The organism is Mycobacterium intermedium (assembly GCF_002086275.1).
GTDB lineage: Bacteria > Actinomycetota > Actinomycetes > Mycobacteriales > Mycobacteriaceae > Mycobacterium > Mycobacterium intermedium.
The window spans coordinates 41847-66617 of the sequence record NZ_MVHT01000015.1; the positions used below are offsets into that span (position 1 = coordinate 41847).

19 protein-coding genes and 2 pseudogenes are annotated in these 24771 nt (G+C 67.6%); 13 read left to right on the forward strand and 8 right to left on the reverse strand.

Features of this window, described 5'->3' with window-relative positions; translation table 11 throughout:
* Positions 1-2 precede the first annotated feature (2 nt).
* Positions 3-992, forward strand: a complete 990-nt coding sequence (locus BST27_RS08000) for a ParB/RepB/Spo0J family partition protein (protein ID WP_069421183.1) — start codon at positions 3-5, stop codon at positions 990-992.
* Positions 993-1343: 351 nt separating this feature from the next.
* Positions 1344-2093, forward strand: coding sequence for an acetyltransferase (locus BST27_RS08005; RefSeq protein ID WP_069421182.1), 750 nt, complete (start codon positions 1344-1346; stop codon positions 2091-2093).
* A 21-nt stretch (positions 2094-2114) separates the two neighbouring features.
* Here the strand turns inward: BST27_RS08005 and BST27_RS08010 are convergent, their stop codons facing one another.
* The 8 genes from BST27_RS08010 to BST27_RS08045 form a co-directional block, all read right to left on the reverse strand.
* Positions 2115-3335, reverse strand: coding sequence for an N-acetylmuramoyl-L-alanine amidase (locus tag BST27_RS08010; protein ID WP_069421181.1), 1221 nt, complete (start codon positions 3333-3335; stop codon positions 2115-2117).
* Positions 3336-3529: 194 nt separating this feature from the next.
* The gene (gene trxA / locus BST27_RS08015; RefSeq protein ID WP_069421180.1) at positions 3530-3883 is read right to left on the reverse strand and encodes a thioredoxin; all 354 of its coding nucleotides are present in this window, start codon (positions 3881-3883) and stop codon (positions 3530-3532) included.
* Positions 3880-4872 carry a thioredoxin-disulfide reductase gene (trxB, locus tag BST27_RS08020; protein WP_069421179.1) on the reverse strand — a complete coding sequence of 331 codons (993 nt, stop codon included), beginning with the start codon at positions 4870-4872 and terminating at the stop codon, positions 3880-3882. Before trxB ends, trxA begins: the two co-directional genes overlap by 4 nt.
* A gap of 97 nt (positions 4873-4969) precedes the next feature.
* On the reverse strand, positions 4970-5701 hold the full coding sequence (locus tag BST27_RS08025) for an anti-sigma factor (protein ID WP_069421178.1): 732 nt from the start codon (positions 5699-5701) through the stop codon (positions 4970-4972).
* Positions 5655-6305, reverse strand: a complete 651-nt coding sequence (gene sigM, locus BST27_RS08030) for an RNA polymerase sigma factor SigM (protein ID WP_069421177.1) — start codon at positions 6303-6305, stop codon at positions 5655-5657. The genes BST27_RS08025 and sigM overlap by 47 nt, the downstream gene beginning before the upstream one ends.
* Positions 6306-6361: 56 nt before the next feature.
* Positions 6362-9991 carry a murein biosynthesis integral membrane protein MurJ gene (gene murJ / locus BST27_RS08035; RefSeq protein WP_069421176.1) on the reverse strand — a complete coding sequence of 1210 codons (3630 nt, stop codon included), beginning with the start codon at positions 9989-9991 and terminating at the stop codon, positions 6362-6364.
* Complete coding sequence (locus tag BST27_RS08040) at positions 9988-12456, reverse strand: DUF6049 family protein (protein ID WP_232007389.1); 2469 nt, start codon at positions 12454-12456, stop codon at positions 9988-9990. The genes murJ and BST27_RS08040 overlap by 4 nt, the downstream gene beginning before the upstream one ends.
* Positions 12453-13286: an NUDIX hydrolase gene (locus BST27_RS08045; protein ID WP_069421175.1), complete on the reverse strand. Its 834-nt coding sequence runs from the start codon at positions 13284-13286 to the stop codon at positions 12453-12455. The genes BST27_RS08040 and BST27_RS08045 overlap by 4 nt, the downstream gene beginning before the upstream one ends.
* 192 nt (positions 13287-13478) lie before the next feature.
* Between BST27_RS08045 and BST27_RS08050 the strand changes: the two genes are divergently transcribed.
* From BST27_RS08050 to eccA, 11 genes and pseudogenes are all read left to right on the forward strand, one after another.
* Positions 13479-14927 (forward strand): CCA tRNA nucleotidyltransferase, encoded by a 1449-nt coding sequence (locus BST27_RS08050; protein ID WP_069421174.1) that lies wholly within the window; start codon positions 13479-13481, stop codon positions 14925-14927.
* Positions 14928-14951: 24 nt separating this feature from the next.
* Positions 14952-15458, forward strand: a complete 507-nt coding sequence (locus tag BST27_RS08055; protein WP_069421173.1) for a pullulanase — start codon at positions 14952-14954, stop codon at positions 15456-15458.
* Between the two features lie 215 nt (positions 15459-15673).
* A complete protein-coding gene (locus BST27_RS08060; protein ID WP_069421172.1) occupies positions 15674-16000 on the forward strand; it encodes a WXG100 family type VII secretion target in 327 nt (108 codons plus the stop codon).
* 53 nt (positions 16001-16053) lie between these two features.
* Positions 16054-16344, forward strand: a complete 291-nt coding sequence (locus BST27_RS08065) for a WXG100 family type VII secretion target (protein WP_069421171.1) — start codon at positions 16054-16056, stop codon at positions 16342-16344.
* 102 nt (positions 16345-16446) lie between these two features.
* Complete coding sequence (locus BST27_RS08070) at positions 16447-17280, forward strand: ESX secretion-associated protein EspG (protein WP_069421170.1); 834 nt, start codon at positions 16447-16449, stop codon at positions 17278-17280.
* Positions 17281-17336: 56 nt separating this feature from the next.
* Positions 17337-18275, forward strand: a pseudogene (locus BST27_RS08075) (MinD/ParA family ATP-binding protein); the annotation flags it as partial.
* Positions 18275-18493: pseudogene (locus tag BST27_RS33565) on the forward strand (ubiquitin family protein); the annotation flags it as partial. The pseudogenes BST27_RS08075 and BST27_RS33565, both read left to right, overlap by 1 nt.
* Positions 18436-19770, forward strand: a complete 1335-nt coding sequence (gene eccD, locus BST27_RS08080; protein WP_232007390.1) for a type VII secretion integral membrane protein EccD — start codon at positions 18436-18438, stop codon at positions 19768-19770. The pseudogene BST27_RS33565 and the gene eccD, both read left to right, overlap by 58 nt.
* Positions 19767-21404 carry a type VII secretion-associated serine protease mycosin gene (mycP, locus tag BST27_RS08085; protein ID WP_069421169.1) on the forward strand — a complete coding sequence of 546 codons (1638 nt, stop codon included), beginning with the start codon at positions 19767-19769 and terminating at the stop codon, positions 21402-21404. Before eccD ends, mycP begins: the two co-directional genes overlap by 4 nt.
* Positions 21401-22909, forward strand: coding sequence for a type VII secretion protein EccE (gene eccE, locus BST27_RS08090; RefSeq protein WP_069421168.1), 1509 nt, complete (start codon positions 21401-21403; stop codon positions 22907-22909). The genes mycP and eccE overlap by 4 nt, the downstream gene beginning before the upstream one ends.
* Positions 22906-24750 carry a type VII secretion AAA-ATPase EccA gene (eccA, locus tag BST27_RS08095; RefSeq protein ID WP_069421167.1) on the forward strand — a complete coding sequence of 615 codons (1845 nt, stop codon included), beginning with the start codon at positions 22906-22908 and terminating at the stop codon, positions 24748-24750. The genes eccE and eccA overlap by 4 nt, the downstream gene beginning before the upstream one ends.
* Positions 24751-24771: the final 21 nt, after the last annotated feature.

A 24771-nucleotide genomic window follows, 5' to 3' on the forward strand; every position in this document is an offset into this window, starting at 1 on the left:
GCATGAGCCAGATGTCACGTCGCAAAGGCGGTTTGGGCCGCGGCCTGGCTTCGTTGATTCCTACCGCGCCGGCGGAGGGTGAGGAAGGCCCCGCCGCGTTCGGCCCCCGGATGGGGTCCGCGGCCGCTGACGTCGTCATCGGCGGACCGCTGCCGAGTGCCGACTCGATCGGTGCGGTGTATCGCGAGATTTCCCCTTCCGACATCGAACCCAACCCACGTCAGCCGAGGCAGGTGTTCGACGAGGAGGCGTTGGCGGAACTCGTGCACTCGATCCGAGAGTTCGGCCTCTTGCAGCCGATCGTCGTGCGGGCGGTGCCGGGCTCGGCGAGCGGAGCGCGCTACCAAATAGTGATGGGGGAGCGGCGGTGGCGTGCCGCGCAGGAAGCCGGGCTGGCCACCATTCCCGCGATCGTGCGCGAGACGGGTGACGACAACCTGCTCCGGGACGCTCTCCTCGAGAACATCCACCGGGTACAGCTGAACCCCTTGGAAGAGGCGGCGGCATACCAACAGCTGCTCGACGAGTTCGGGGTCACCCACGACGAACTGGCTTCGCGCATCGGCCGGTCACGTCCGCTGATCACCAACATGATCCGGCTGCTCAAGTTGCCCATTCCGGTCCAGCGCAGGGTGGCCGCCGGCGTGTTGTCGGCCGGTCATGCCCGCGCCCTGCTGTCGCTGGAGGCGGGTCCGGAAGCGCAAGAAGAGTTGGCCAGCAGGATCGTCGCGGAGGGCCTCTCGGTGCGAGCCACCGAGGAAGCGGTGACGATTGCCAATCACGAATCCAAGAATTCGAGCACCCCGTCGGCGCCGCGGCGCAAGCCGATCCACATGCCCGGGCTCCAAGACGTTGCTGAAAAGCTGTCCAACGCCTTCGACACCCGCGTGTCCGTGAGCCTCGGCAAACGCAAGGGCAAGATCGTGGTGGAGTTCGGGTCGGTCGACGATCTGCAGCGGATCGTCGAATTGATGACCTCTGACCGGTCCTGAGCGGTCCCGAATAGCTCTGCACGGGCACGATCAGACATACGCTGTGATTACGTCACTGTGACAGTGCGGCCACGTGCGGCGCGGAATCACTCGGTTCCGACAGCGCAACCTTACGGAGAACTGCTGTGCGTCAAGCTAATTCGAGATGCATCCCGATCCCGGGGCGGACTTCGGCCGGCTGGGCGGCACAGTGATGTACCCAACGCCGGGGGCGACGGTCCAATACTGGCCCGATCGCAAAGAATTCTCCTATCCTAGAGGGGTTGCCGGTGCATATCAGGACGGGCAGAGCGAGGCCAACGCAATAGCCTCGCAATGGGGGTGCGGGAGCGCACGGAGGCCAGGAGACTAGTGTCGGCTCGGATCACAGCGCTGCGGCTCGAAGCTTTCGAGCAGCTTCCCAAGCACGCACGGCGCTGCGTTTTCTGGGAAGTCGATCCCGGGGTGCTCGGTAGCGATGACCACTTGGCCGACCCCGAATTCGAAAAAGAAGCTTGGCTGTCGATGGTGATGCTCGAATGGGGCTCGTGTGGTCAGATCGCCACCGCCGTCCCCGATGAGCGCAGCCAGGCCGAACCGCCGGTGCTGGGGTATGTGCTCTACGCCCCGCCGCGGGCAGTGCCTCGCGCCCATCGGTTCCCGACCGGCCCGGTGTCGGCCGATGCGGTTCTTCTGACATCGATGGGTACCGAGCGCGGGCAAGCCTCCGACGACCTGCCGGCGAACATGATCTCGCGGGTTATCGACGAGTTGGTCCGACGCGGTGTGCGGGCGCTGGAGGCGTTCGGCCGGACATCGGAGGCCACCGAGTTGCACCCCGCAACGGCGGAACCGGACGTTCGGCCGGTGCTGGAAGGCCTCAACGATTGTTCGGTGGAACACTGCATCATCGATGCGGACTTCTTGATCGACATGGGATTCGTTGTGGTGGCACCACATCGGTACTTTCCGCGGCTCCGCCTGGAGCTCGAACAGCGGCTGGGTTGGAAGGCCGAGGTCGAGGCCGCGCTGGAACGCCTGCTCGAAAACGCCCAACTGCAGCAGCCGGTGGGCGCCGCCCCCACGGCGGCAAATACCTTGCGGGCCTTCAGGAATCGCTGAACAAGACCGCTGACAGTTGAACTAGGAGCCGCTGAGCCGGCTCGCCCGCTCGACCGACAACTCGTGCGCCAGCAATTCGGCGAAGGTGAAAGTTCCGGTAGGCCGGTCGTTCTTGCCCAGCAGGTAGAGCCGCTTGACGGCGGCGAGAATGCCTTCGGCAATGGCGTCGCGGGTTTGGGTGGAGATCAGCTTGGCGCGGTCGTCCGGATTGGTGATGTAGCCGACGTCGACCTGCACGGTGGGCATCCTGGTCAGCCGCAGCAGATCCCATGTCCGGCCGTGTACGCGGCAATCGCGTAAGCCGGTGCGGGCCACCACTTCTCGCTGAATGAAGTCGGCCAGGTTGCGGCCGATGGTCGACACCGAACCATGCGAATTGCCGAAATGGAATGAAGCCACACCATTCGCCGCAGGGCTGGGCTGGCTTTCACAACGCAGGCTGATCATCAGGTCCGCGCCAACGGCATTGGCGGTGGCGGCACGTTCGGTGTCCGACGGGCTGCGGTTGGTCGGCCGGGACAAGAACGTCTCCATGCCGATGGCAGTCATGCGTCCTTCGAGCCGACTTGCCAAATCCCACAAGATGTCTGCTTCGCTGATCGGCCCGGTAGGGGTCTGGATGATCAGCCCGTGGTCGGATCCGCCGCGGCCGGGATCGATGATGATCCGCTTGCCGGACAGCTTCGGACCGGACCGGCGGACCAACTCCTCTTCGCGAATCGCGTGGGGCGAGCCGCCGCTGACCCTGGAACTAAGAAAGTACAAGGAGCGCAACGTTTCTGGACCGCAAATGCCGTCGGCGGACAAGCCGTACTCACGCTGGTAGGACATCAGCGCGTTGTGGGTCTGCAACCCGAAATGCCCGTCTACCAAACCGGTGTAGAACCCGAGGTCCTGCAGGCGGGCCTGCAGCGTCGCCACATCGTCGCCGTAGAGCGGCGCGCCGAATTGGTGATACAGCGTGCGGGCACCCAGGCGGTAGGAGGCTTCCTTCAACGCGCGATAGGTGGCCTCGCCGACAATGCCGTCCACCAACAGTCCACGGTGCTGCTGGAAGGCGCGGACGGCGCGGTCGAGTTCCTCGTCGAATAAATCAAGTACGACGTGCCGGCCGGTGCTCAGATCCTCGTCGGGGCTGTCGAGCATGCCCAATGCGGCCAGCGCCGCCCGTATCTCGGTGACAGCGGCGCCGCGGTCGCCGCAGCGCAGCACGTCGCCGTCTTCGCGGCGCGGACTCGGCATACCAAGGGCCCTCCGGCAACTCACACTCACTGCATTGACTGCGCTGACTGCACCGACCGGACAGACAAGGTCGACGACAGCCAACCGGTATTGTCGCAGATCCTCGGCGAATAACGGAAAACGCCAGGCTAGGCGCGAGCCTGATTCGCCTGATCGTGACCCTGGGAGTGACCCAGACCGCAGCTGGATTGCGGCTAGGCGAGGCCGGGAACGACATCGGAAAGCTCGCGCAGCAAGGCGGCTTTGCCCTTCGCGCCCACAATCCGCTTCACCGGCTCCCCACCCTTGAACAGGATCAGGGTCGGGATCGAGACGACCTGAAACATCTGCGCCGTCGTGGGGTTTTCGTCCACGTTGAGCTTGGCGACGGTCAGATTGTCGGCGCGCTCTGCGGCGATCTCCTCGAGAACAGGTGCCACCATCTTGCAGGGCCCGCACCAGGTGGCCCAAAAGTCAACCAGCACAGGCTTACTGCTGGCGATCACATCGGTGGCGAAGGACGCGTCGGAAACCTCGACGGTGGCGGACTGCTCGGAATCGGTGGTCATCGCTGCGCTCCAATCAAATCGGTACTGTCGGCGTCTCCGGATGCTTCGTGCTCGGCGAGCCAGCGCTCGGCGTCGATCGCCGCGGCACAGCCGCTGCCCGCCGCGGTCACGGCCTGCCGGTAGGTGCGGTCCACCAGGTCACCCGCGGCAAACACACCCTCGATCGAGGTGGCGGTGGTGCGGCCCTGCACCAGCACGTAGCCGTCGGGGTCGACGTCGACAGCGTCGCGGACCAGTTCCGAACGCGGGTCGTGTCCGATGGCCACGAAGACGCCGGTGACCGCAAGGGTGCTTTCCTCGCCGGTGTTGGTGTCGCGTAACCGCAGTCCGGTCACCGTGGTGTCGCCGTCGACCGCGACGACCGCCTTGTTGGTGAGGAAGCGAATCTTTTCGTTGGCCTTGGCCCGATTCAGCATGATCTTCGAGGCCCGGAACTCCTCGCGGCGGTGCACCAACGTGACACTGCGGGCGAAGCGGGTCAGGAAGGTCGCCTCTTCCATGGCTGAGTCGCCGCCGCCGATGACGGCGATGTCCTGATCGCGGAAGAAGAAGCCGTCACAGGTGGCGCACGAACTGACGCCGCGGCCGAGCAATTCCTGTTCACCGGGTACGTGCAGGTAGCGGGCGGCGGCACCCATGGCCAGGATGATGGCCCGGGCCCGGTGGGTCTCGCCTTCGCCGGTGGTGACGGACTTGATCGGCCCGTCCAGCGACACCGATTCGACGTCTTCCATCCGCAGGTCGGCGCCGAAGCGCAGCGCCTGCTCACGCATCTGGTCCATCAATTCCGGCCCGGTGATGCCGTCGCGGAATCCGGGGTAGTTCTCCACGTCGGTCGTCGTCATCAGCGCGCCACCGAACGAGGTGCCCTCGAAAACCAGGGGCGCCAGTTGCGCGCGGGCGGTGTAGAGGGCCGCGGTGTAGCCGGCGGGCCCGGAGCCGATGATGATGACCTCGTGGACGGTGTCGTGCGCAGACGGTGCGGTCATGCCTGCCTTCCAGGTACTTCTAGCTGCTCTTAGATCCCTTGGAACGCAAGCCTAGGCCGTGCTGTTCCCGAGCTGTCTCAAGGTGCTCTGCACCACATTATGGGTGGGGTGCCCGGGGAATCGATGTACTGGCCAACAGCCCGGTGTCGGCGGCGCTGCAATTCGGGGCGACGGCAAATACCGCCAGCTCGTGGGGCGAGTCGCCCGCCAGCACCAGCAGCACCCCGGGTCGTGCGTTCACTTCGACCGGTATTGCGCCCAGTACGTCGGTCGATGACGGGTAGCCCAAGCCGCTGAGGCACGACGCCCGCCGGGCCGGCTCGCCGAGCGGGCCGTAGTCGGGCGGTTGGTTCAACAGGTCGATGATCTGCTCGTGGGTCAGCGGGATCGTGGGGGGTGTGGTGGACACCGTGATGAGTTGCGCTGATCTCGGCGTGCTGGGCTCGGGTGGGGGCGCGTTGAGCAGCGCCGCGGTGCCCAGGCCCACCGCGGCGAGCACGGCGGCCAAGCCGATGAGGCCGGCGATGACGCGGCCGGGGCGGGCGGGGGGACGAGCGGAGTGAGCCGGTCCGTCAGCACGCAGTGCGGTTGAGATACGAGCGGCTAGGCCCGGGGGAGGGTCCGGCGCCGAGGCCGGGTCGGCTCCGGCATCCGCGATGTCGCTGCGGACCTGTTGCAGGGCATGCAGGGTGGCTTGCGCCTGTGGGTCGGTGCGGAGCCGGCGGCGCACGCGAGCGGCGGTGTCGTCGTCGAGCAGGCCCGCCTGCAGGTCGGCGAGCAGCTCAACCGTCAGCGGCGGCGGATCCGCGTCGTTCTCGGCTGCATACATCGGCCCCAGTGTCTGACATGCGCGACCGGACGGCCACATCGGTGGGGCCCCTAGCGGCGAGGTGGCCGAGCGACTGCGCCAGCCGAGCGCGCGCTCGGGCGCACCGACTCTTCACGGTCCCTTCGGCCACATCCAGCAGGCGGGCGGTGTCGGCGATCGAGTAGCCCTGCATGTCCACCGCCACGACCGTGGCCCGCTGCTCGACGGGCAGGCGCATCAGCGCACGCTGCACCATGATCGCCGTCTCCACCTCTGCGGTCCGTTCGGCGACGAGGGTTCCGGCGTGCCACGGGTCGGAGAGATCCAGTGGCACGGTGGGGTGCGCTTTGGCGCGGCGCAGCCGGTCCAGGCACGCGTTGACCACGATGCGGTGCAGCCAACTACCGACCGCGGCATCGTGTCGGAAGGAAGCGGCGCTGCGGTGCGCCGACAGCATCGCCTCCTGCAGCGCGTCTTCGGCATCTTGGGTGGTGCGGCTGGTGAGCCTGGCCAGCCGGAACAGCTGCCGGTGGTGGCGCCGGAAGAGCTGTTCGAAGGCCAGGCGATCGCCGCTGACGTGGGCCGCGAGGAGCTCGGCGTCGGTGCGTTCGCTCCCGGATGGCATGGCCGGACAGTAGCCAACCCGCCACCGGCCGGCACTTCACTCGGCGACGCAGCCTGTTAGGAAGCCGCCTGGATGGTGATCTCGGAAATGGCGGCCTGGCTCTTGCCGTCGGTGGTGCCCAACGTGGTGATCCAGACCAGCACGTTCGACGTCTCGGCCGTCGTCTTCACCGGGATGGTGTTGTGCCCGGGCTTGAGCGCTGTGGCCGGCGTCAGCACTGCGGTGTCGCTCAGCTTGGTGGGCGACGCCGTCGGCGAGGAGCGGATCTCCACCTTGGTTCCGGTGCTGGAAATGTCGATGGTGACTGCGCCGACCACCGTGGGCCGGGGCAACTGGAGCAGGAGTCCGAGCCCGTTCTTGAAGTTCGGGAACGGGACCGCGTCGGTGTAGGGGTCGGTCTGCCAGGCGGTGGACGGGTCGCCGTCTGTCACCAGCCCGGCGCCTGACGGGTCATCGGGCTCGCCGTCGGGGGAGAAGACCGTGACCTTGGTGGGTTTGACCTGTTTGCCGGGAATCGTGGGCGTCTCGGGTGCGCCCGCGGCCGACGATGTCTCCGTGTTGAGCCCCAGCCGATCGCCGTTGAGGCCGTTGCCAAGGTCGAACATCTTGTTCAGCACCGACGCCAGGAGTAGCAGCGCCACCAAGATGATGGCGGCGGCCGCGGTGGCGCCGATGATCAGGTTGCGCCGTCGGCTGCCGAACAAGCCGACCGGTCGAGGCAATGGCTCGCGGGAGCCGGCGGTGGCGGGCGAGTCGTCGACGGGACCCAGGATCTCGGTGCGGTCCGCGACCGCCGTGGCCTGCTGCAGCAGGTTCAGCAGCGTTGACGCACTTCGTATGCCGCCGTCCTCCTGCACGGAGCGCACGGCGACGGCGGAGATCTGGAAGGGGATGTCGGGGTCGACGATGGTCGGCTCCACCGGATTGCCCAGGGAGTCGCGGTCGGCGGGGGCGAGTCCGCTGCGCACCCCGGCCTCGGGCAGCGGCCACCGGTTGACCAGAAGGGCGTACAGCGCGGCGCCGATCCCCCGGATGTCGTCCTGCGGGTTCGCGTCGGGCATCGTGGCGGGGAAGGCCAGCACGACGTGGCCTTCGCTGCTGACCCGGATGCGGCTGGGGTGGTCGATCGACAGGGCTACCCCCGCGCGGTGGGCAGCGTCGGCCGCGGCGGCCAGTGAGTGCATGGCGCGGATGGCGCCGACGGGCGAAGGGGCGGTGTCGGCGACTTCCTTCAACGAACCGCCGCGGATCCACTCGGCGACCACCAGGCCGCCGCTGGTTGTCTGTACGACGTCGAGCACCCGGGCCACGCCCGGCTTGTCGATGCGGCTCAGCCGCAGGGTGCGGGCCAGGATCTCGTTGAGGACGTCGTCGGGTAGGGCGCCCTCGGGGTCGACGAAGGTCAGCGCCACCCGTCGTTCCAGGGCGGTGTCCATCGCCTGCCAGAAGTGCAGCGGCGGGACACCGCCGTGCGAGACCAGCAGGCGGTAGCGTCCGTTAGCCACGCGGGCGCCAGGAACGAGGTTCAGGCCGTCACCCGGCGGCAGGGTCTCGGGGCCTTGGGGGCCATGGTCGCGCGGAGCGTCGAGGGGGCTGGGCTTGCTGCCCGCACCGCCATTGCGCGACTCGGGCGCGGGGGCCGGCCGGGGCGGACCCTGGTCGTGGCCGGCCGGGATGTCGGGCTGGAAATCGTCGGCGACCGGGCGTGACGCGTCGGCGCCAGGGCTCGATGCGCTGTTCAACGGGCGGTCGGTCACCTCCGGTCCTTTCGCTATACCGGCTATGGCTACCGGAGGACTCCGCCGGACCGGCTCGTGGACCGTGTTTCCCCCCGGCAGCGACGAATTTCTTTGCTCAGGGTACGTGACAGGTTGTCGGGGAGAAGATTTGACCTGGACAATCGGCTTGCGGGGGGCCGGCACAACGGGCTTCCCACGGCGGCCCAAACCGCCGATTCCGCTCAGCCGGCGCTGGACCGCGCCCAGCGCCGCCCGCGCTTCGGGGACCCGCGCCCCCAACATCACCGCGGCCAGGATCGGCACCATGATCGCCGTCAACACGAACAGCCGCAGCAGCGAACCCGCGCCGCCGCCGTGGTCGGTCAAGCCGCGCAGCCCGAACAGCCGGTCCACCAGGTAGGCGACCAGACCGGCCAGCAACGACGCGGTGGTCGTCACCAAGATGGTGCGTACCTCGTTGGCGCCGATGAGATGTCCACCACCTGGCCGCAGGCTGCGCCGCAGCAGGTAGTAGCCGATCAGCGCGCCCGCCAGGAAACCCAGACCGTTAGCCAGACCGAGGTAGCCGGCGACCAACTCGCGGTCATCCGTCAGGTGCGGCGCCAGCACCGAGCCGACGATCTTGACGGCGGTGATCACCAGGATGATGACGATGGGGGTCCACGGCTGCTCGCGGGCGTAGAACACGCGCAGTTGCAGCAGTACCAATGCGTAGGGGATCAGGGTGAACGCCGACAACGCGATCGCGGCCCCCAGATAACCGGCGTCGACCTGACCGAAGTTGCCGTAGGCGAACAGTGCGGTGCCGATCGCCGAGCCGCCCACGGTCATGATCGCCACGATCGGGATGAGCGTGATCATGGTCAGCCGGGTGGCCAGCGACAGGTCGGCCAGCACCGCCGGGATGTCGTCGGCGGCGGCGTTGCGGCTCAGCCGCGGCATCACGACCGTCAGCACAGTCACGCCGATCATGCCGAACGGCAGCATCAACACCAGCCACGCGTAGTTGTAGATCGCCGGCCCGGACGCCGCGGCGGTACTGGCGATCTGATTGCCGACCACCAGGCCGAGCTGGCTGATCAGCACGTACAGCACCATCGCGGCGGCCATCGTGCCGAACCGCTTGAGCCGCTCGTCGATTCCCCACAGCGGGCGCAGGCTGATGCGCTCGCGCCTGATCGCGATCAGCAGCACCGCCGTCTGGGCAAACACGCCCAAAGTGGTGCCGATCCCGAGCACCAGCAGCTTGGCGTTGCCCATCTTGACCGGGTCGATGGACAGCTCGCCCGGCACGGCCAGGTAGACCCCGAGCGTCGCGATCGCAACGAGGTTGTTGACGACGGGCGCCCAGGCCGGCGGGCCGAACACGTTGCGGGTGTTCAGGATCGCCATGAACACCGAGGACAGACCGTAGAAGAGCACCTGAGGCAGCAGTAGGTAGGCGAACGCGGTGGTCAGCGCCTCGTTGACCTGTGGGTCGCGGCCCAGCATCAGCCGCACCAGCAGCGGCGCCGTCAGCACCGACGCCGTGGTGGCCGCGATGAGCAAGGTCGTGGCCAGCGTGACGAGCCGGCGGACGAAGGCGGCGCCGCCGTCGGGGTCGTCCTGTTCGGCGCGGGCCAGCACCGGAACGAAGATCGCGGTGAACGTCGCCTCCAACACCAGCGCGGCGACCAGGTTCGGCAGCTGGTTGGCCACCGAGAACGAACTGGCCAGCGCCGCGCCCAGGATCGCGGCCAGCAGCACGATGCGGGCGAAGCCGGTGAGCCTGCTGATCAGCGTGGCGAATGCCATGCCCCAGGACCGCTGGACCAGCGCGGCGTCGGACAGCTCAGCGCGGCGCTGGGGTTCGCGTGCAGGCCCTTGCTGGGGCGGCCGGGGGCTGGGCCGCGACGCGTGTCGCGGGGGCGGCGGCGCCGGTGGCACCCGCCGCGGTGCGGCTTTCATACGCGATGCTCTTCGTCCACCCGGCGGGCCGCGACTGGTCGCGTCTCCGGGGGCCGTGAGACGGTGGGCGGCCTCGTCGGTCGCGGGGGGTCCGCGGGCGCCCCGGGCCCGGCCCCCAACGCTTTCGGCCGCCGGGCTGGCGGTGGGTCGCGATCAAGATCGGCACGGTCTGGCTGACCGCGGAACCGGTGCCAGAGCCGTCGGCCCGCCAATAACACCAGGAACGCCGCCGCGGTCAGGGTGATGGCGAACAGCACCTTGCCGTAGGCGTTGGAGTGCACCGACAGACGCACCGGGGCCCCCAGCGGCGTCCCGTCGGGCGTCTTCAGCGTCACGTCCACGGCCACCCGCTGGGTGAAGTTCACCTCGACCGGCACCCGCAGCGGCAGATATCCCGGCGGCACCTCGATCACCCCGAGGTCGGTGACCGTCATGCCCGGTGGGGCGTCGACCTGCAGCTTGACCCGGATGGGCACCGCCAGCCCGTTGTGCAGCGCCAAGGGCAGCGGGCTGTGCTCGGTGGCCAGCGTGTAGGAGCCGCCCGGGTTGACGATCGTCACCGCACCGAACAGATCGTTGATGGTGTTGCCGACGACCGCGGTCCGCTGTTGCGCGAGGCCGTTGCGGGTGTCCGGCGGCACCGATTGGCTCAGCGCGCGCAGCAGGTCTTCGCGCAGCGGCGCGGTGTACTGGGCTCCGGTCAGGCCCGTGCGGTTATCGGTGGTCATCGCCGCGGTCAGCTTGCCCAGGCGGCTCATCTGGCCGGAGATGACGGTGGTGATGTCGTCGTTGAACCGTCCCCGCACGTTCGGGTAGGCGCCCGGCGGCCGGGGTGGATCGGTGCGGGCGGCCGCGTCGGCTACCAGCGCGGGCAGGGGCCGCGGTACCGCCAGCCCGGAGTGGATCGCGGTGGCCAGCGCGGTCAGGATCAGCTGGGCGTCGTCACCGTGCAAATTCCACGTCGCCGGCGGCACCAGGATCTGGGTTCGCGGTGCCGCGGCGGGGGACAGGCTGCGCCACAGCATCGCGCCCAGCGCATCCTGCCGACGGGCGGTGGACGAGTCGTGCATGATCCGCACATTCAGCGACGAGTCGAGATACGTCGGGACGACCGGGTTGCTGCCCGCCGCGGACAGCGCCGCGCCGATGGCCGGGTCGAACGGCGCGACCGCAACCTGCGGAGAAACCCGCCGCGGCGTGATGTCGGCGCTGAGCTGCTCGTCGTCCTGCGGCGACGATGCGGCGGCCGCGACCGCCACCATGGCGCCGTCGGCGCTGAGCAGATCGACCCCGCGGTTGGTCAGGGGGCCGTCCGGCAACAGGGCGACGCCGCGGGTGGAGTTGATTTCCAAGATGCGGTCGATGATGTCGTTGGGGCTCACGGTCGCCGCGTCGCGCAACTCGGGATCGTTGACGCGCTGCAGCGCGTCCAAGTCGGCCTGCGCATACGGCAGCGGTGCCACGCAGGTGCGGTGGGCCAACGTACGCAGCCGGTTCAGCCAGGTGGCCGCGGCGGCTTGGCCCGTGCCCGGATGCGTCGGGGTGCCGGGCAGCTGGCCCGCGGGATCGGCCGAGTTGGACACCACGTAGCCGGCCGACATCGCGTTGGCGGTGACCAGCAGATCGGGGTCGACGGCCAGGCACAGCGCGCGGGTGACCGTGCCGTCGGGATCGACCTCGCGGCTGGTGGCGAGTTCGGCCGCGCTGAGCAGCACATCGAGCCTCCCGCCGCTGGCGAACGAGCCGGCCAGTTCGTCGTCGATCAACCGGACCGGAATGCTGCCGCCGGGAACGCCGGGCGCCAGCCGCGGCCGATCGGCGAGCGGCCACAGCATGGTCATCCAAACGGGTTTCTGCGTATCCGGCGGGACGGCGTTCGAGGCCGCCTCCGACTCGGCCGCCTTGTCGGGCGGAACACCGACCACCGGCAGCAGGAACCGACCGTTGTCCAGTCGGGCGGGCGCGCCGTAGTCGGGGGTGCCGTTGACGTTGACCAAGAGCGGATAGATGCCGGGCTTCTCGACGTCCAGGGACGGTTTGGTCGACGAGCGCAGTGGCGCCGACAGCGTGAAGGCGGCTTGTTGTCCCCGCTGCAGTTCGGGGGACACGGTGAGAAAGTCCCCGACCGCCTCGTACTGGTCGGTGCCGCCGTCGAGCGAGGTCCGGAGCCCGTCGGAATTGGTGAGGGCGGGGGCGTGCTCGAGCCGAACCATGACGTCGCGCACCGGGCGGTCGCCGATGTTGATGACTATGCCGCTGACGGTGACGACGGGCTCGCTGGTGGTGGTGACCATTTCCGGGGTCACCCGATCAATACGTACCTGGACGAACGGTGTGGAGGTGGGCTCGCCGGCATTGGCCCCCGGGGCGGCGGGCAGGGCCAGCACCATCGAGAGACCGGCGATGATGCCGATCACTGCGGCCAGCCGCAATAACCGTGCGCAGCGCAGTCGCAACCCGATCACGGCCCCGGCCTGTGACCGTTCTTCTGACCCGGAGTTGCTTCGGGTCCCTTGGCATGACGGGTGCGGGAGTGCGTCTGCGGGCGCCGCCGCGGCGTGCTGGGAGGCAGCGGCGGGAGCGCTGCCGGGCCGTCGGTTTGCAGCTTTTCGATCAGCTCGTCGGCCACTTCGGCCAGGCGGCGTTCGTCGGCGTAGGCGAGCCGGGACGGGAGCTCGCCGATCGGTACCCATGCCACCTCGGCCACCTCAAGATCCTCGTCGGAGAGTTCTCCGCCCAAGAACCGCATCAAATAGTGGTGCACGGTCTTGTGCACCCGCCTGCCGTCGGTGACGAACCAATAATCGATCCGGCCGAGTGCGGCCAGCACGCTGCCGCGAATACCCGTTTCTTCGGCGACTTCACGGATCGCCGTCTGTTCGGCGGTTTCGCCCTGCTCGATGTGACCCTTGGGCAGCGACCACAGCATTCGTCCGCGCCGGTCGATACGGCCGATCAGTGCGGCAACCTGCTCGTCTTTCGGTCCGTCGATGCCGTCGATGACCAACCCACCGGCCGACGTCTCGTGGACCGTCCGCATCCCGTCCGGCTTGCGGCGCGTCACCCGAGTCCGACGCTGCTTCACGTTGGCCGGGCTGGGCTTTGCCTCGCCGGCCGATGCGTTGACGGACTTGGTGTCCGGCTTGTTCTCGGGCCTGGAGTCGGGCCTGGTGTCGGGCTGGGTGTCGGGCTGGGGCTCGGTACGCTTCTCGGCAGAACCTGCCGCACCACGACCGCGACGCCGGCCACGGCCCCTGCGCCTGGGACGTGGTTTGGCCCGTTCGCCGTCTGACACCCAAGCGATATTAGCTGGCACGGGCGGGTCTACCTGACGTACTCGCCGGTTGTGGGGCCCCTGAGGGGGAAGGGACTGACTTGGGTCGCTTCGGGTCGCGTGGCGAGATTGCCGTGGTGGCTGTGGTGAGCGCGTGCAGCACGACCATGGTGGCAATCTCGGCGGCGGTACATCCGACTAGGCTGATCGAACGTGCCCGACGCTGACCAGGACGTCCAACTGCTGACCGCGGCCGCGGTCGCCCTGAACAAGCACGTCGGCCTGCTGAGTGAGCTCGGGGCCGCGTTCGCCGCCGCCGGCCACGAGTTGTACCTGGTAGGCGGTTCGGTGCGCGACGCCCTGCTGGGCCGGTTGAGCCCCGACCTCGATTTCACCACCGACGCCCGCCCCGAGCAGGTGCAGAAGATCGTGCGGTCCTGGGCCGACGCGATCTGGGAGACGGGCATCGAGTTCGGCACCGTCGGTGTCGGCAAGGGTGAACACCGGCTGGAGATCACCACCTTCCGCGCCGACACCTATGACCAGGTTTCGCGCAATCCGGAGGTGCAGTTCGGCGACCGTCTCGAGGACGATCTGGTGCGACGGGACTTCACCGTGAACGCGATGGCGGTGCGCATCACCGCGACGGGGCCCGGCGAGTTCCTCGACCCGCTGGGCGGTCTGGCCGCGCTGCGGGCAAAAGTGCTCGACACCCCGTCGTCACCGGAGGTGTCGTTCGGTGACGACCCGCTGCGGATGCTGCGCGCGGCGCGGTTCGTCTCGCAACTGGGTTTCACGGTGGCGCCGCGGGTACGGGCGGCGATCGAGGACATGGCACCGCAACTGGCCCGCATCAGCGCGGAACGGGTGGCCGCCGAACTGGACAAGATGATGCTCGGCGCAGACCCGGTCGCCGGCATCGACCTGCTGGTGCAGACCGGGATGGGTGAGGTGGTGCTGCCCGAGATCGGCGGCATGCAGATGGCCATCGACGAACATCACCAACACAAGGACGTCTACCAGCACTCGCTGACCGTGCTGCGGCAGGCCATAGCGCTCGAAGATGACGGTCCTGACTTGGTGCTGCGCTGGGCCGCGCTGCTGCATGACATCGGCAAGCCCGCCACCCGACGGCACGAGGCCAACGGTGGCGTGAGCTTCCACCACCACGAGGTGGTCGGCGCCAAGATGGTCCGCAAGCGGATGCGGGCGCTGAAGTACTCCAAGCAGATGGTCGACGACGTCTCCCAGCTGGTGTATCTGCACCTGCGGTTCCACGGCTACGGCGAGGGGAAGTGGACCGACTCGGCGGTGCGCCGCTACGTCACCGACGCCGGGCCGCTGCTGCCGCGGCTGCACAAGCTGGTGCGCGCCGACTGCACCACCCGCAACAAGCGTCGTGCCGCCCGGTTGCAGGCCAGCTATGACCGGCTGGAGCAGCGGATCGCCGAACTGGCGGCCCAGGAGGATCTGGCGCGGGTGCGTCCCGACCTGGACGGCAACGAGATCATGCGGCTGCTCGACATCCCGGCAGGCCCGGTGGTCGGCGAGGCGTGGAAGTACCTGAAGGAACTGCGGTTGGACCGCGGGCCGCTGAGCCGTGAAGAGGCCACCCAGGAGCTCTTGGCCTGGTGGGAAGAACGGAAAGCAGGGAACCCGTAACCGCGCCGCCGCGTCGGATCAGGTGTGGAGTACTGCCTTGGCGGTGATGACGGCGCGGCCATCTGGAGTCGTCCGCCGGATCTCGATGTGAACGGTGACGGTCAGCTCGACGCGATCAGCCTGGACCTCGACGGCGACGGGATCCGCGACGACGCGCTAGTCGATCTGGACGGTGACGGACTGGCCGACCATGCGGTGCTTGACCTCGACAATGACGGGATACCGGAGAGCTACTTCACCGACGACGGATCGGGGACGTGGGCCGTCGCCGTGGACCATCGCGGGCAGTTGCGCTGGTTCGGCCTCGACGGAATCGAGCACACTGGTGGCCCGCTGGTCGACTTCGACGGGGACGGGCGTCCTTACGACCGCCTGTTCGACAGCGACGGTGACGGGCTGGCCGACCGGGTGTTGTGCGTGGGGGAACGAGGCGTCACCGGCTATGTCGACACCGATGGTGATGGCCGTTGGGATGTGCGGCTTTCGGATGCCGACGGCGACGGCGAAGCCGACGGCGCTACCGATTTGTGAAGTACAGCCGACGATTCGTTGATCAGCTCTCTTTGCTTCGCTGGCCGTATAGTCCATCCACCGATTTGGCCCGAGCCAGTTTGGCCGTGTGTGGTAAATGCCCTGCTGATGCGCCGAAGCCGCCCAGGGACGAGTGAAGTGACAGCTCGGAATAGCTGGTCTAGCTTTACCGAGATCCCGGACCGGGAAAGCGAAAAATTGAGGGAGACGTAAGTATGGCAAACGCGACCATCGTCACACCGGAATTATTGCGGAGCACTCAGCAGCGAATTGAAGCGCGATTGCAGGAAGCCGCGGCAATTGCAAATCAGTACCTGAGCGGCCACGAGAACATCATCAGCGCCACCGGGTGGGCGGGGGATGCCGGCACCACATCACTCAACACCGCCGGCCAGATTCACCACGACCTGCAGCAGATCATGAGCGGCGGGCAGCGCTTGGCGCACGGCCTCGGCCAGGCCGCGGTCCTGATGGAAAACCACGAGGCGGATGCTGCCACCAATCTCAACGGCGTGTTCGGCGGTGGAACAACGGCCGTCTAGGTCGATCCCGCCACGCCCCCATCCCCAGACCTATCCAGTAAGGAACGAACGTCATGGCAGATCAGATTGTCTACAACCACGGCGCCGTCATCGGGTTCGCCGGCGAAGTTGGCTCGCAGGCGGCGCAGCTCATGGAGATTCACAGCGACGTCCTCAACCTCACGCAGGCACTCGCGGACTTTTTTCAGGGGCACGGAGCGACCGCATTCTTCGACGCGCAGCAGCAGATGCTGCGTGGTCTCGAAGACCTGATTCAGACCGTCAGCCGCCACGCCCACACCGTGCACAACGTGGACGAGATGGCACAGGCCACGGACGCCCAGATCGGAAGCTTCTTTCTGTAGGCCGGTAGGCACCACCGAAGCGGTGTGTAGAGGTACCGGGGCGCGCGCGTTGGTGTGCGCCCTGGGCCTCGCCCCTCGCCGTGCGCAAAGGACTGAAAACCCTTGTTGACCACCACCGTTGACGGCCTGTGGGCCCTTCAAGTGCTCGCGGGCATTGAATCCGTGGCCCCCGAGTTGGGGTTGCGCCCCCACTTGCCCAGCGTTGAGCCGAAGCAGCTCGCGTTGGCGCATCCGGTCATGGGTGACCTGCGCTGCGCCGGAGTCGTAGACGAGTCGGATCAGGTCGACCCCACCGTGGTCGAGTGGCTGACCGTGCTTTCACGGCGGGACGTCGCGCTTTTCGTACAGATTTGTGTGCCAGGTGCCGACGAGCTGGCGCGCGCCCTGCTCGCCAGGTTCGCGCAGTGGTGGGTGGTGATGGAACGTTCGGCGGCTCTTGTCCGCATCAGTGGTGCCGGCACCGCCAGCGCGGAGACATCAGCCAGCGCAGTGGTCAGCGCGGAGCTAGAACGGTTGTGCGGCGACCTCGAGTCGGCGCAGCTACGCCCCGTCACCTTGGACGCCGAGGCGTTGCGGGCGGCCGCCACCAGCCAGGACGCTGTGCGCGCATTCCTGGAAGACCAACGGCTGGAAGCCGATCAGCTGCAGACTTTGCTCCTCGCCGCCGACCCTAACCGCTCGGCCCGGGCTTCGGTCGTCGCGATCCAGTGTGGGGTTGCGACGGGCAAGTTCCACCGGTCGCACGTGGACGAGGGCGCGGTGACGGTGATCGACACCCCAGCAGGACGGCTGGTGGCTGAGGATGTCCATTCCGCAGGTCGGAAATGGATGATCATCGCCCCCGGAACAAAAAGCAACATCGCCGTTGCGATCAACCAAATGGTGCGGCGTCTGCCTGCCGAGCAGGAATGGTTTTCGTACCGCAAAGTCGTTTAGCTTGAGAGGTCTGTATGACGCATTCGTGGAGTGTGGCGACAAAACCGGCGGAGCATAATTCCGTCTCGGAAACCTTGCGGATATCCGACATGGTGGCGCCCCGCAAAATTCCGCCCGGCGCGGGCTGGCGCCGGTTCCTCTACACCGCCTCTTTTCGAACCCTCAACCTCGGTGAATCGCCGGCTGAAAGGCATTACCGGGAATTACAGGAGCGAATTCGGCGCCACATCCGCAGGCAGTACGTCATCGGCGTCGTCTCCGGGAAGGGCGGCGTCGGCAAAACCACCATGACGGCGTGCATAGGAGCGGCGTTCCGGGAGTGCCGGCCAGACAACGTCGTCGCCGTCGACGCGGCGCCCGGATTCGGAACGCTGGCCGGGCGCATCGACGAGTCGCCGCCTGGTGATTACTCGGCCGTTCTGGACGACACCGACGTTCAGGGCTATGCGGATATCCGGGAACACCTGGGGCAGAACAGCATCGGGCTCGATGTGTTGGCCGGCAACCGCGCATCGGATCAACCCCGGCCGTTGGTGCCGGCAATGTTCAGCGGCGTGCTGGCACGGCTGCGGCGCACCCACACGGTGATAGTGGTGGACACCTCCGACGATCTCGAGCACCCGGTCATGAAGGCGGTACTCGACTCCTGCGACACCCTGGTGTTCGTGTCCGGCTTGACCGCGGACACCTCCCTGCCCGTCACCCGAGCGATCGATCTGCTGCGGTCGATGGGTTACCACGAATTGGTCTCGCGCAGCCTGGTGGTCTTGAACGACAGCCGCAACAAATACGAGGCGGACGCGCGGACCTACCTGACCGAGAGGTTCGGTCAATGCGGGGCAACCGTCGAATTCATGCCCTTTGATCCCTACCTCGCCAAAGGCGGGATCATCGACACCCAGCACGAGCTGAAGAAGAAGACGCGGCTACGAGTTTTCGAGATCACCGCGGCACTGGCCGACAAGTACATTCCCGATGCGGACAGGCCGCGCTGATGACGAAAGCGGCAAGTCAGGTTTCCTTCCCGGCGCGCTGCGCCGTCGCGCTGGTGTGCGGTGAACACCTTGTCTCGCAGGTATATCCGGCATCCGTGCCGATCGAAGCATTCATCGACAACGTCGTCGAACTGTTGAACGACGAACTCAAGCGCCGCGGCTGCCACGGACTCGAAGCGGGTGTGGGGTACGAACTGCACAAGGCCAACGGCGTGCGGCTGGACATCACCAAGACCCTGGACGAACTCGGCGTCGAAGACGGTGCCACGCTGACCCTGGTGCCGGCGGCCGAGGGCGAGTCGTTCGAGCCGCAGTACGAAGCGTTGTCCACCGGACTGGCGCGGATCGGCTCGAACCGGTCACAGCGGAGACGGCCGCGCACACGGCGGTGACCATCCTGGCCATGGGTGCCCTCACCATTCTGGGATTGGCGCTGCGGCAGCGCATTTCGGGCGAGTCGCAGCTGCCGAGCATCGTCACCGGTGTTGCGGGCCTACTCGCCGCGGGTGCGGCGATCGCGGTGTGGCGTCGGTGGCCCCATCGCATCGACATGTTCGACGGGTTCGGGTGGCTTGCGGTACCGCTGCTGGCGGTCGGTCTGGGCGCAGCGCTGCCGGGAAGCGTTGGAGCTCCTCACCTGTTCATCGCGGCGCTGGGGGCCGCCGTGCTCACGTGCGCACTCGCGGTGACCACCAAGCGTCACGTCAAAGCCGCTGCGGCCGCGGTGACCCTGTGCGCACTCGGCGGGACGATCGCCGCCGCCCGGATGTGGTGGACGATCCCGGCTCAGTGGCTGGGGATGTGCACCCTGGTCGCGTTGCTGTTCGTCCTGACCTTGGGGCCGACGGTTGCGTTGTGGGTGGCGCAGATTCGGCCACCGTACTTCGGATCCATCACCGGACGAGATCTGTTCCGGCGCAGCGCAGGTCTACCCGTCGACGCGGTCACGCCGGTCAGCGATGGCGCTACCGTTGCTTCGGACGACGACGCGGATCCCGACACCACCCCCCGCGGAGCGCAGATCGCTGCGGCCGCGATACGCGCCAACGATGTGCTCACCGGGATCTGCGTGGGCGCCGCGCTGGCCCTGCCGGCGGCCGTCTGGGCAACTCTCATGCCCGGGCGCCATCGCGGCAGTGCCGCAGCGGTGTTATCCGTGCTGTTCATCACGATCTTCATAAGCCGCGGACGGGCCTTCGCAGACAAGCGCCAAGCGGTGGCGCTGGTGTGCGGGGCCGCCGCCGCAACTTGCGCAGGAGTCGTCAAATACGTTACGCACGAACAAGTTACGTCGTCGGGCTCGCTGGCCTGGGGTGCGCTGGCGGTGGGTGCCTTCGGGGGCGCGGGGTTGCTGGCCGCGCTGCTTGTTCCGGTCACCCGATTCACCCCACTGGTCCGCATGACCGCCGAATGGCTCGAAATCGCAGCAATTATTGTCGCCCTGCCGCTGGCGGCCTGGATCAGCGGTTTGTTCACCTGGGTGCGCATGCGATGACGGCGCCATGGATCCGGCGCAGCACGGCTCTGACCACAGCGGCCGTGATCGCCGCCACGCTGCCGAGCCTTGCTGCGGCACAGGCGATCCCACCACCGAGCATCGACCCCGGCCGGGTACCAGCGGACGGCAAGCCGGCACCGGAGCAACCCATGCGGCAAAGCAACATGTGCGCGCAGACGATCACCCTCGCAGATCCCAATGTCACCGCCACCGCACCGGGTTTCACCATGCTCAACGTCAGCAAGGCGTGGCAGTACTCGACCGGCAACGGTGTGCCCGTGGCGATCATCGATACCGGGATCAACCCCAGTTCGCGGCTGCGAGTGGTACCGGGCGGTGACTACATCATGGGCGGCGACGGCTTGCTGGACTGCGACGCGCACGGCACCATCGTGGCGTCGGTGATCGGCGCAGCCCCGCAGGGCATTCCGATGCCCGCCCCGGCGCCCAGCGCCCCGGCGTTTCCGGCCCCGATAGGACCGCCACCGACGGACTCGGCACCACCTCCGCCGGGCGGGAAACCGGCGCCGCCGGTCCCGCCTCCGCCGCCGACTCCGGTGACCGTGACCGAGACCAAACCGGCACCGCCACCGCCGCCGTCGGACGAACCCGCGAATGCGCCGGGCGACCCCGGCGTTGGGCCACAGGACAATCCCGAAGTGCCGCCACCGTCACCCGGCGCACCCGATGGCGTCGTCGGCGTCGCGCCCCACGCGGTGATCATCTCCGTCCGTCAGTCGTCGCGTGCCTACGAGCCGGTCAACCCGGGACCCGGGGACATGGAGGTTCGCAAGAAGGCCGGTTCGATCGCAACCTTGGCCAGTGCCATCGTGCACGCCGCCAACCTGGGCGCCAAGGTGATCAACATCAGTGTGACATCGTGCGTTCCGGCCGCCGACCCGTTGGACCAGGCCACCATCGGTGCCGCCGTGTGGTACGCGGCCACCGTCAAGGACGCTGTAATTGTCGCCGCGGCAGGCAATGACAGTGAAGACGGCTGCGCCCAGAACCCGTCGTTCGATCCGCTCGATCCGACCGACCCGCGCGATTGGCATCAGCTCAAGACGGTGTCGTCACCATCGTGGTTCGCCGATTACGTGTTGTCGGTGGGCGCCGTCGACAACACGGGCGCTCCCATCGGCAAGAGCCTCGCCGGCCCCTGGGTGGCGGCCGCCGCACCCGGCGTCGGAATCATGGGTCTGTCTCCGACTACCGGGGGACCGGTAAACGGTTACCCGCCGATCCGTCCCGGCGAAAAGCCTATGCCGATCTGGGGCACCAGCTTCTCCGCTGCCTATGTCAGTGGGGTGGCCGCGCTGGTGCGCGCGAAGTTTCCAACGCTGTCTGCCCACCAGATCATCAATCGAATCCTGCGTACGGCACACAATCCGCCACGCGGGGTCGACAATCAGGTCGGCTATGGGGTGGTGGATCCGGTGGCTGCGCTGACGTTCGATGTCCCGGCGGGAGAACGGCTTCCGGCGGAGGCGCATAACCGAATAGTCGCGCCGGCCGCCCCGCCGCCACCGCCGGATCATCGCGCCCGCAACATCGCGGTCGCGTTCGCCGGCGTGGTCGCGGCCGTGATCGCGGTGACAGCGTTGGTCGCTCGGGCCCGGCGGCAGCAATGATCGCCCCGACCAGGCTGGTGGTCATAGCCAGCACGTTCGTCGCCCTCCTGCTTGGCTGGTCGGTCGGTGGTTACTTCGGTGCTGCAACGGGGTTGGCCATTGGGCTGGCGGCGGGGGTGATTCCGTGGCGCGGACAGCCGGTGTGGTCGTGGCTGTTCTTGGCGTGGCAGCACAGGCAACCCATCGAATGGTCAGAGCCGCTCACCGTGGCCAACGATCGCGCGGGCGGTGGTGTCCGTTTCCAAGACGGCGTCGCGGTGGCTGCGGTGCAGCTGATCGGAAAGGCGCATACCCCAACAATCTTCACTGGATCGATGGCCGCATATTCCGAGAATGCTTTCGACGTTACCGAACTGCGGGAACTGTTGCGGCAAAGCCTTGGATTGCGGCTGGATTCATTGAGTGTCGTGGGGACGGGTTCTCGCCGACGCGCGACCGGGGATTACCCGCGGGTGTACGACACGCTGATCGGCACACCGCCCTACGCCGGGCAGCGCGAAACGTGGCTCATCATTCGCGTCAAAGCGGCGGACAATGCTGAGGCACTGCGGTGGCGTAGCTCGGTGGGCGCCGCCACGGTGGCAGCGGCACAGCGGGTCAGCGCGGCCATGCGTCAGCGCGGCTTGCGTGCGAGGGTCGCCACCGCCACCGATATCGTCGAGCTGGAGCGCAGATTGGGATGCTCCGCGTTGCAGGTCATGAACCGGCGATGGCGCTCGGTGCGCGGTGGCGGCGGTTGGCTGACGACGTACTGGTACCGACCGGACGACATCACCACGGAGAAGCTGGCCCAGGCGTGGTCGCTCCGAACGGACGGGATCACGCACAACGTAAGCCTTTTCGCGGACGGCTCAGTCACCGCCACCGTCACAGTGCGCAGCGCCCAGCCGCCCACGGCGCCCCCGAGCCTGCTGATGCGGCCGCTGCCCGGTGAGCAAGCGCAGGCGGTGGCGGCCAACATGTGTGGACCGGTGCCAGCGTTGCGCGGTGTTCGCCGTGGCCCGCCGACGGGCCCCCTCGTCGTCCCCATCGGCCCGTCGGGCGTGCTGCTAGGCAAGATTGAGGGCGGCAACCGGCTGATGATGCCGCTCGACGGCGCAGGAGATTTCAGCCGTGTGCACATCGCCGCGGAGGACGCGGTGGCCAAGCGCATCGTGGTCCGGCTGGCCGGCGCCGGCGAGCGGATCACCGTTCACACGCGAAACCCCCAGCGATGGGCCGGCGTTCGCATGCCCGACATCGTCATCAGCGATCGTGGCAAGCCGGTCGCCGGGACCACCGTCAGCGTGGTGGACGGCACAGTCACACCCTCGCCTCGTCCGAATACCTTGATCTCCGTGGGGGAGCCCGATGCCCCCTATCGAGGAACTACCGATGTGCTCATTACCCAGACGGGTCCGGCAACGCTGGAGGTAAGCGCTTCGGGTCGAACGCATCCCGTCGAGGTCGAGCTGTTCCGAGCCGAAAACCGCTACGTCAGCGAGCCAGTGGACAGCTACCGATGAGGACGAGCAGCACCACGACGGCGGCCGCGCGCAAGTGCTTCGACCAGGCGATGGCGTTGCTGGACAACGACCCTGGAGCGGCCCTCGCGCGCTTTCGCGATGCGACCGACATCGACCCGGCAATGGCCGACGCATGGCTGGGCCGGGTCGCCGCCGGTGACGACGCGCTGACGACGATGCAGCAGCTCTACGCGTACGGGAACCGACTGCACCGTGAGACCAATCGACTGGGCGTGCGCTTGGCGGCGCCAATCAAAGCGGGTCCGTACCTGTCGATTTCGGTGACGGACGCGTCGCATGCCGGACTTGCGTTGGCCAGCGCACTCATCGACGACCGCCAATACGCGGAAGCAGAAGCGCTGCTGGGTGATTCGTCTCTGCTTGACAGTTGGGAGAATCACCAGTGGAAGCAGTACATCGAGGCCTACTTGATGTACGCGGCGCAGCGCTGGTCGGACGTTGTTGCGGTGGCGGCTGCGACGCTGCCGCCACGGGCCACCATCATGTCGGCGGTAACGGCGGCGACCTGCGCGTTGGCGGCGCACGCCGCGGCCCACCTAGACCAGGCACGCGTTGCGCTCGACTGGACCAACCGGGTCGAGGTGCGTTCCGGCCGCGCGGCATCGGACCGCTATCGCAACGAGGCAGCCATCACTGCCATCGATCCCAACGAGTTCCCGCTGATCGCGGCCGACCTCGCCTATATCCGGGGGATGGCGCATCGCCAGCTCGGTGAGGAGCAGGCGGCGCAGGTGTGGTTGTCCAAGGCGACGATCAACGGCGCCCTCATCGAATCCGCCAAGCGGGCGCTGGCCGATCCCGGACTGCAATTGGTGGTCACCGACGAGGAATCCATTCGCAGCCGGACCGACAAGTGGGATGTGACCACGCAGCGCTCGGCGCAGCAGCGCAGCGAAGCCGAACACGAAGAGCGCCGAAGTCAACTCCTGCAGGAGGGCCGCGCGCTGCTGGACAACCAGGTCGGTCTGGCCGAAGTCAAGCGAGCCGTCGCCGAACTGGAAGACCAAATCGAGGTGCGGGCGCTGCGGCTGGCGGCTGGGCTGCCGGTGGCGAACCAAACCAACCACATGCTGTTGGTGGGACCGCCCGGCACCGGAAAGACGACCACCGCCGAGGCGTTGGGCAAGATCTACGCCGGGCTCGGAATCGTGCGGCATCCCGAGATAATCGAGGTCAAGCGGGCCGACTTCTGCGGTGAACACATCGGGGCGTCGGGTCCCAAGACCAACGAACTGATCAATCGCTCGCTGGGCCGGATCCTGTTCATGGACGAGTTCTATTCGCTGGTGGAACGGCACCAGGACGGTCGCCCGGACATGATCGGCATGGAGGCGGTCAACCAACTGCTGGTTGCGTTGGAGGCGCACCGGTTCGACTTCTGCTTCATCGGCGCGGGGTACGAGCGGGAAGTCGACGAATTCCTCACTGTCAACCCGGGTTTGGCGGGCCGCTTCAACCGCAAGCTGCGGTTCGAGTCCTACACACCCGACGAGCTGGTGGAAATCGCGGTCCGCTACGGCCGGCCGCGCGCCACCACCATCGAGCCGGCGGCCACCGAGGCGCTGAACAAGGCGTGTACGGCGCTGCGCGCGTACACCGCTCCCGACGGCACGCACGGGATCGACGTCATGCAGAACGGGCGGTTCGCCCGCAACATCGTCGAACGTGCTGAACGGCTGCGGGATTCGCGGGTGGCCGCGCAGCATCGCAGCGCGAAGGGCTCAGTGACGGTGGCGGACCTGCAAGAACTGCGCGCCGAGGACGTGGCTACCGCTGTTGCCGACGCGTGCGCGGAAAAGCATGTGTCGGTCCGGCTTTGACCGTTCCGACCGCCCGTCAGG

Bases quoted from the DNA above. Each gene is read 5' to 3' on its own strand.
- BST27_RS08000 (WP_069421183.1), top strand. From the start codon at position 3: ATGAGCCAGATGTCACGTCGCAAAGGCGGTTTGGGCCGCGGCCTGGCT.
- BST27_RS08010 (WP_069421181.1), bottom strand. From the start codon at position 3,335: ATGCCGAGTCCGCGCCGCGAAGACGGCGACGTGCTGCGCTGCGGCGAC.
- trxA (WP_069421180.1), bottom strand. From the start codon at position 3,883: ATGACCACCGATTCCGAGCAGTCCGCCACCGTCGAGGTTTCCGACGCG.
- trxB (WP_069421179.1), bottom strand. From the start codon at position 4,872: ATGACCGCACCGTCTGCGCACGACACCGTCCACGAGGTCATCATCATC.
- BST27_RS08025 (WP_069421178.1), bottom strand. From the start codon at position 5,701: ATGTATGCAGCCGAGAACGACGCGGATCCGCCGCCGCTGACGGTTGAG.
- sigM (WP_069421177.1), bottom strand. From the start codon at position 6,305: ATGCCATCCGGGAGCGAACGCACCGACGCCGAGCTCCTCGCGGCCCAC.
- murJ (WP_069421176.1), bottom strand. From the start codon at position 9,991: ATGAAAGCCGCACCGCGGCGGGTGCCACCGGCGCCGCCGCCCCCGCGA.
- BST27_RS08060 (WP_069421172.1), top strand. From the start codon at position 15,674: ATGGCAAACGCGACCATCGTCACACCGGAATTATTGCGGAGCACTCAG.
- BST27_RS08065 (WP_069421171.1), top strand. From the start codon at position 16,054: ATGGCAGATCAGATTGTCTACAACCACGGCGCCGTCATCGGGTTCGCC.
- mycP (WP_069421169.1), top strand. From the start codon at position 19,767: ATGACGGCGCCATGGATCCGGCGCAGCACGGCTCTGACCACAGCGGCC.
- eccE (WP_069421168.1), top strand. From the start codon at position 21,401: ATGATCGCCCCGACCAGGCTGGTGGTCATAGCCAGCACGTTCGTCGCC.
- eccA (WP_069421167.1), top strand. From the start codon at position 22,906: ATGAGGACGAGCAGCACCACGACGGCGGCCGCGCGCAAGTGCTTCGAC.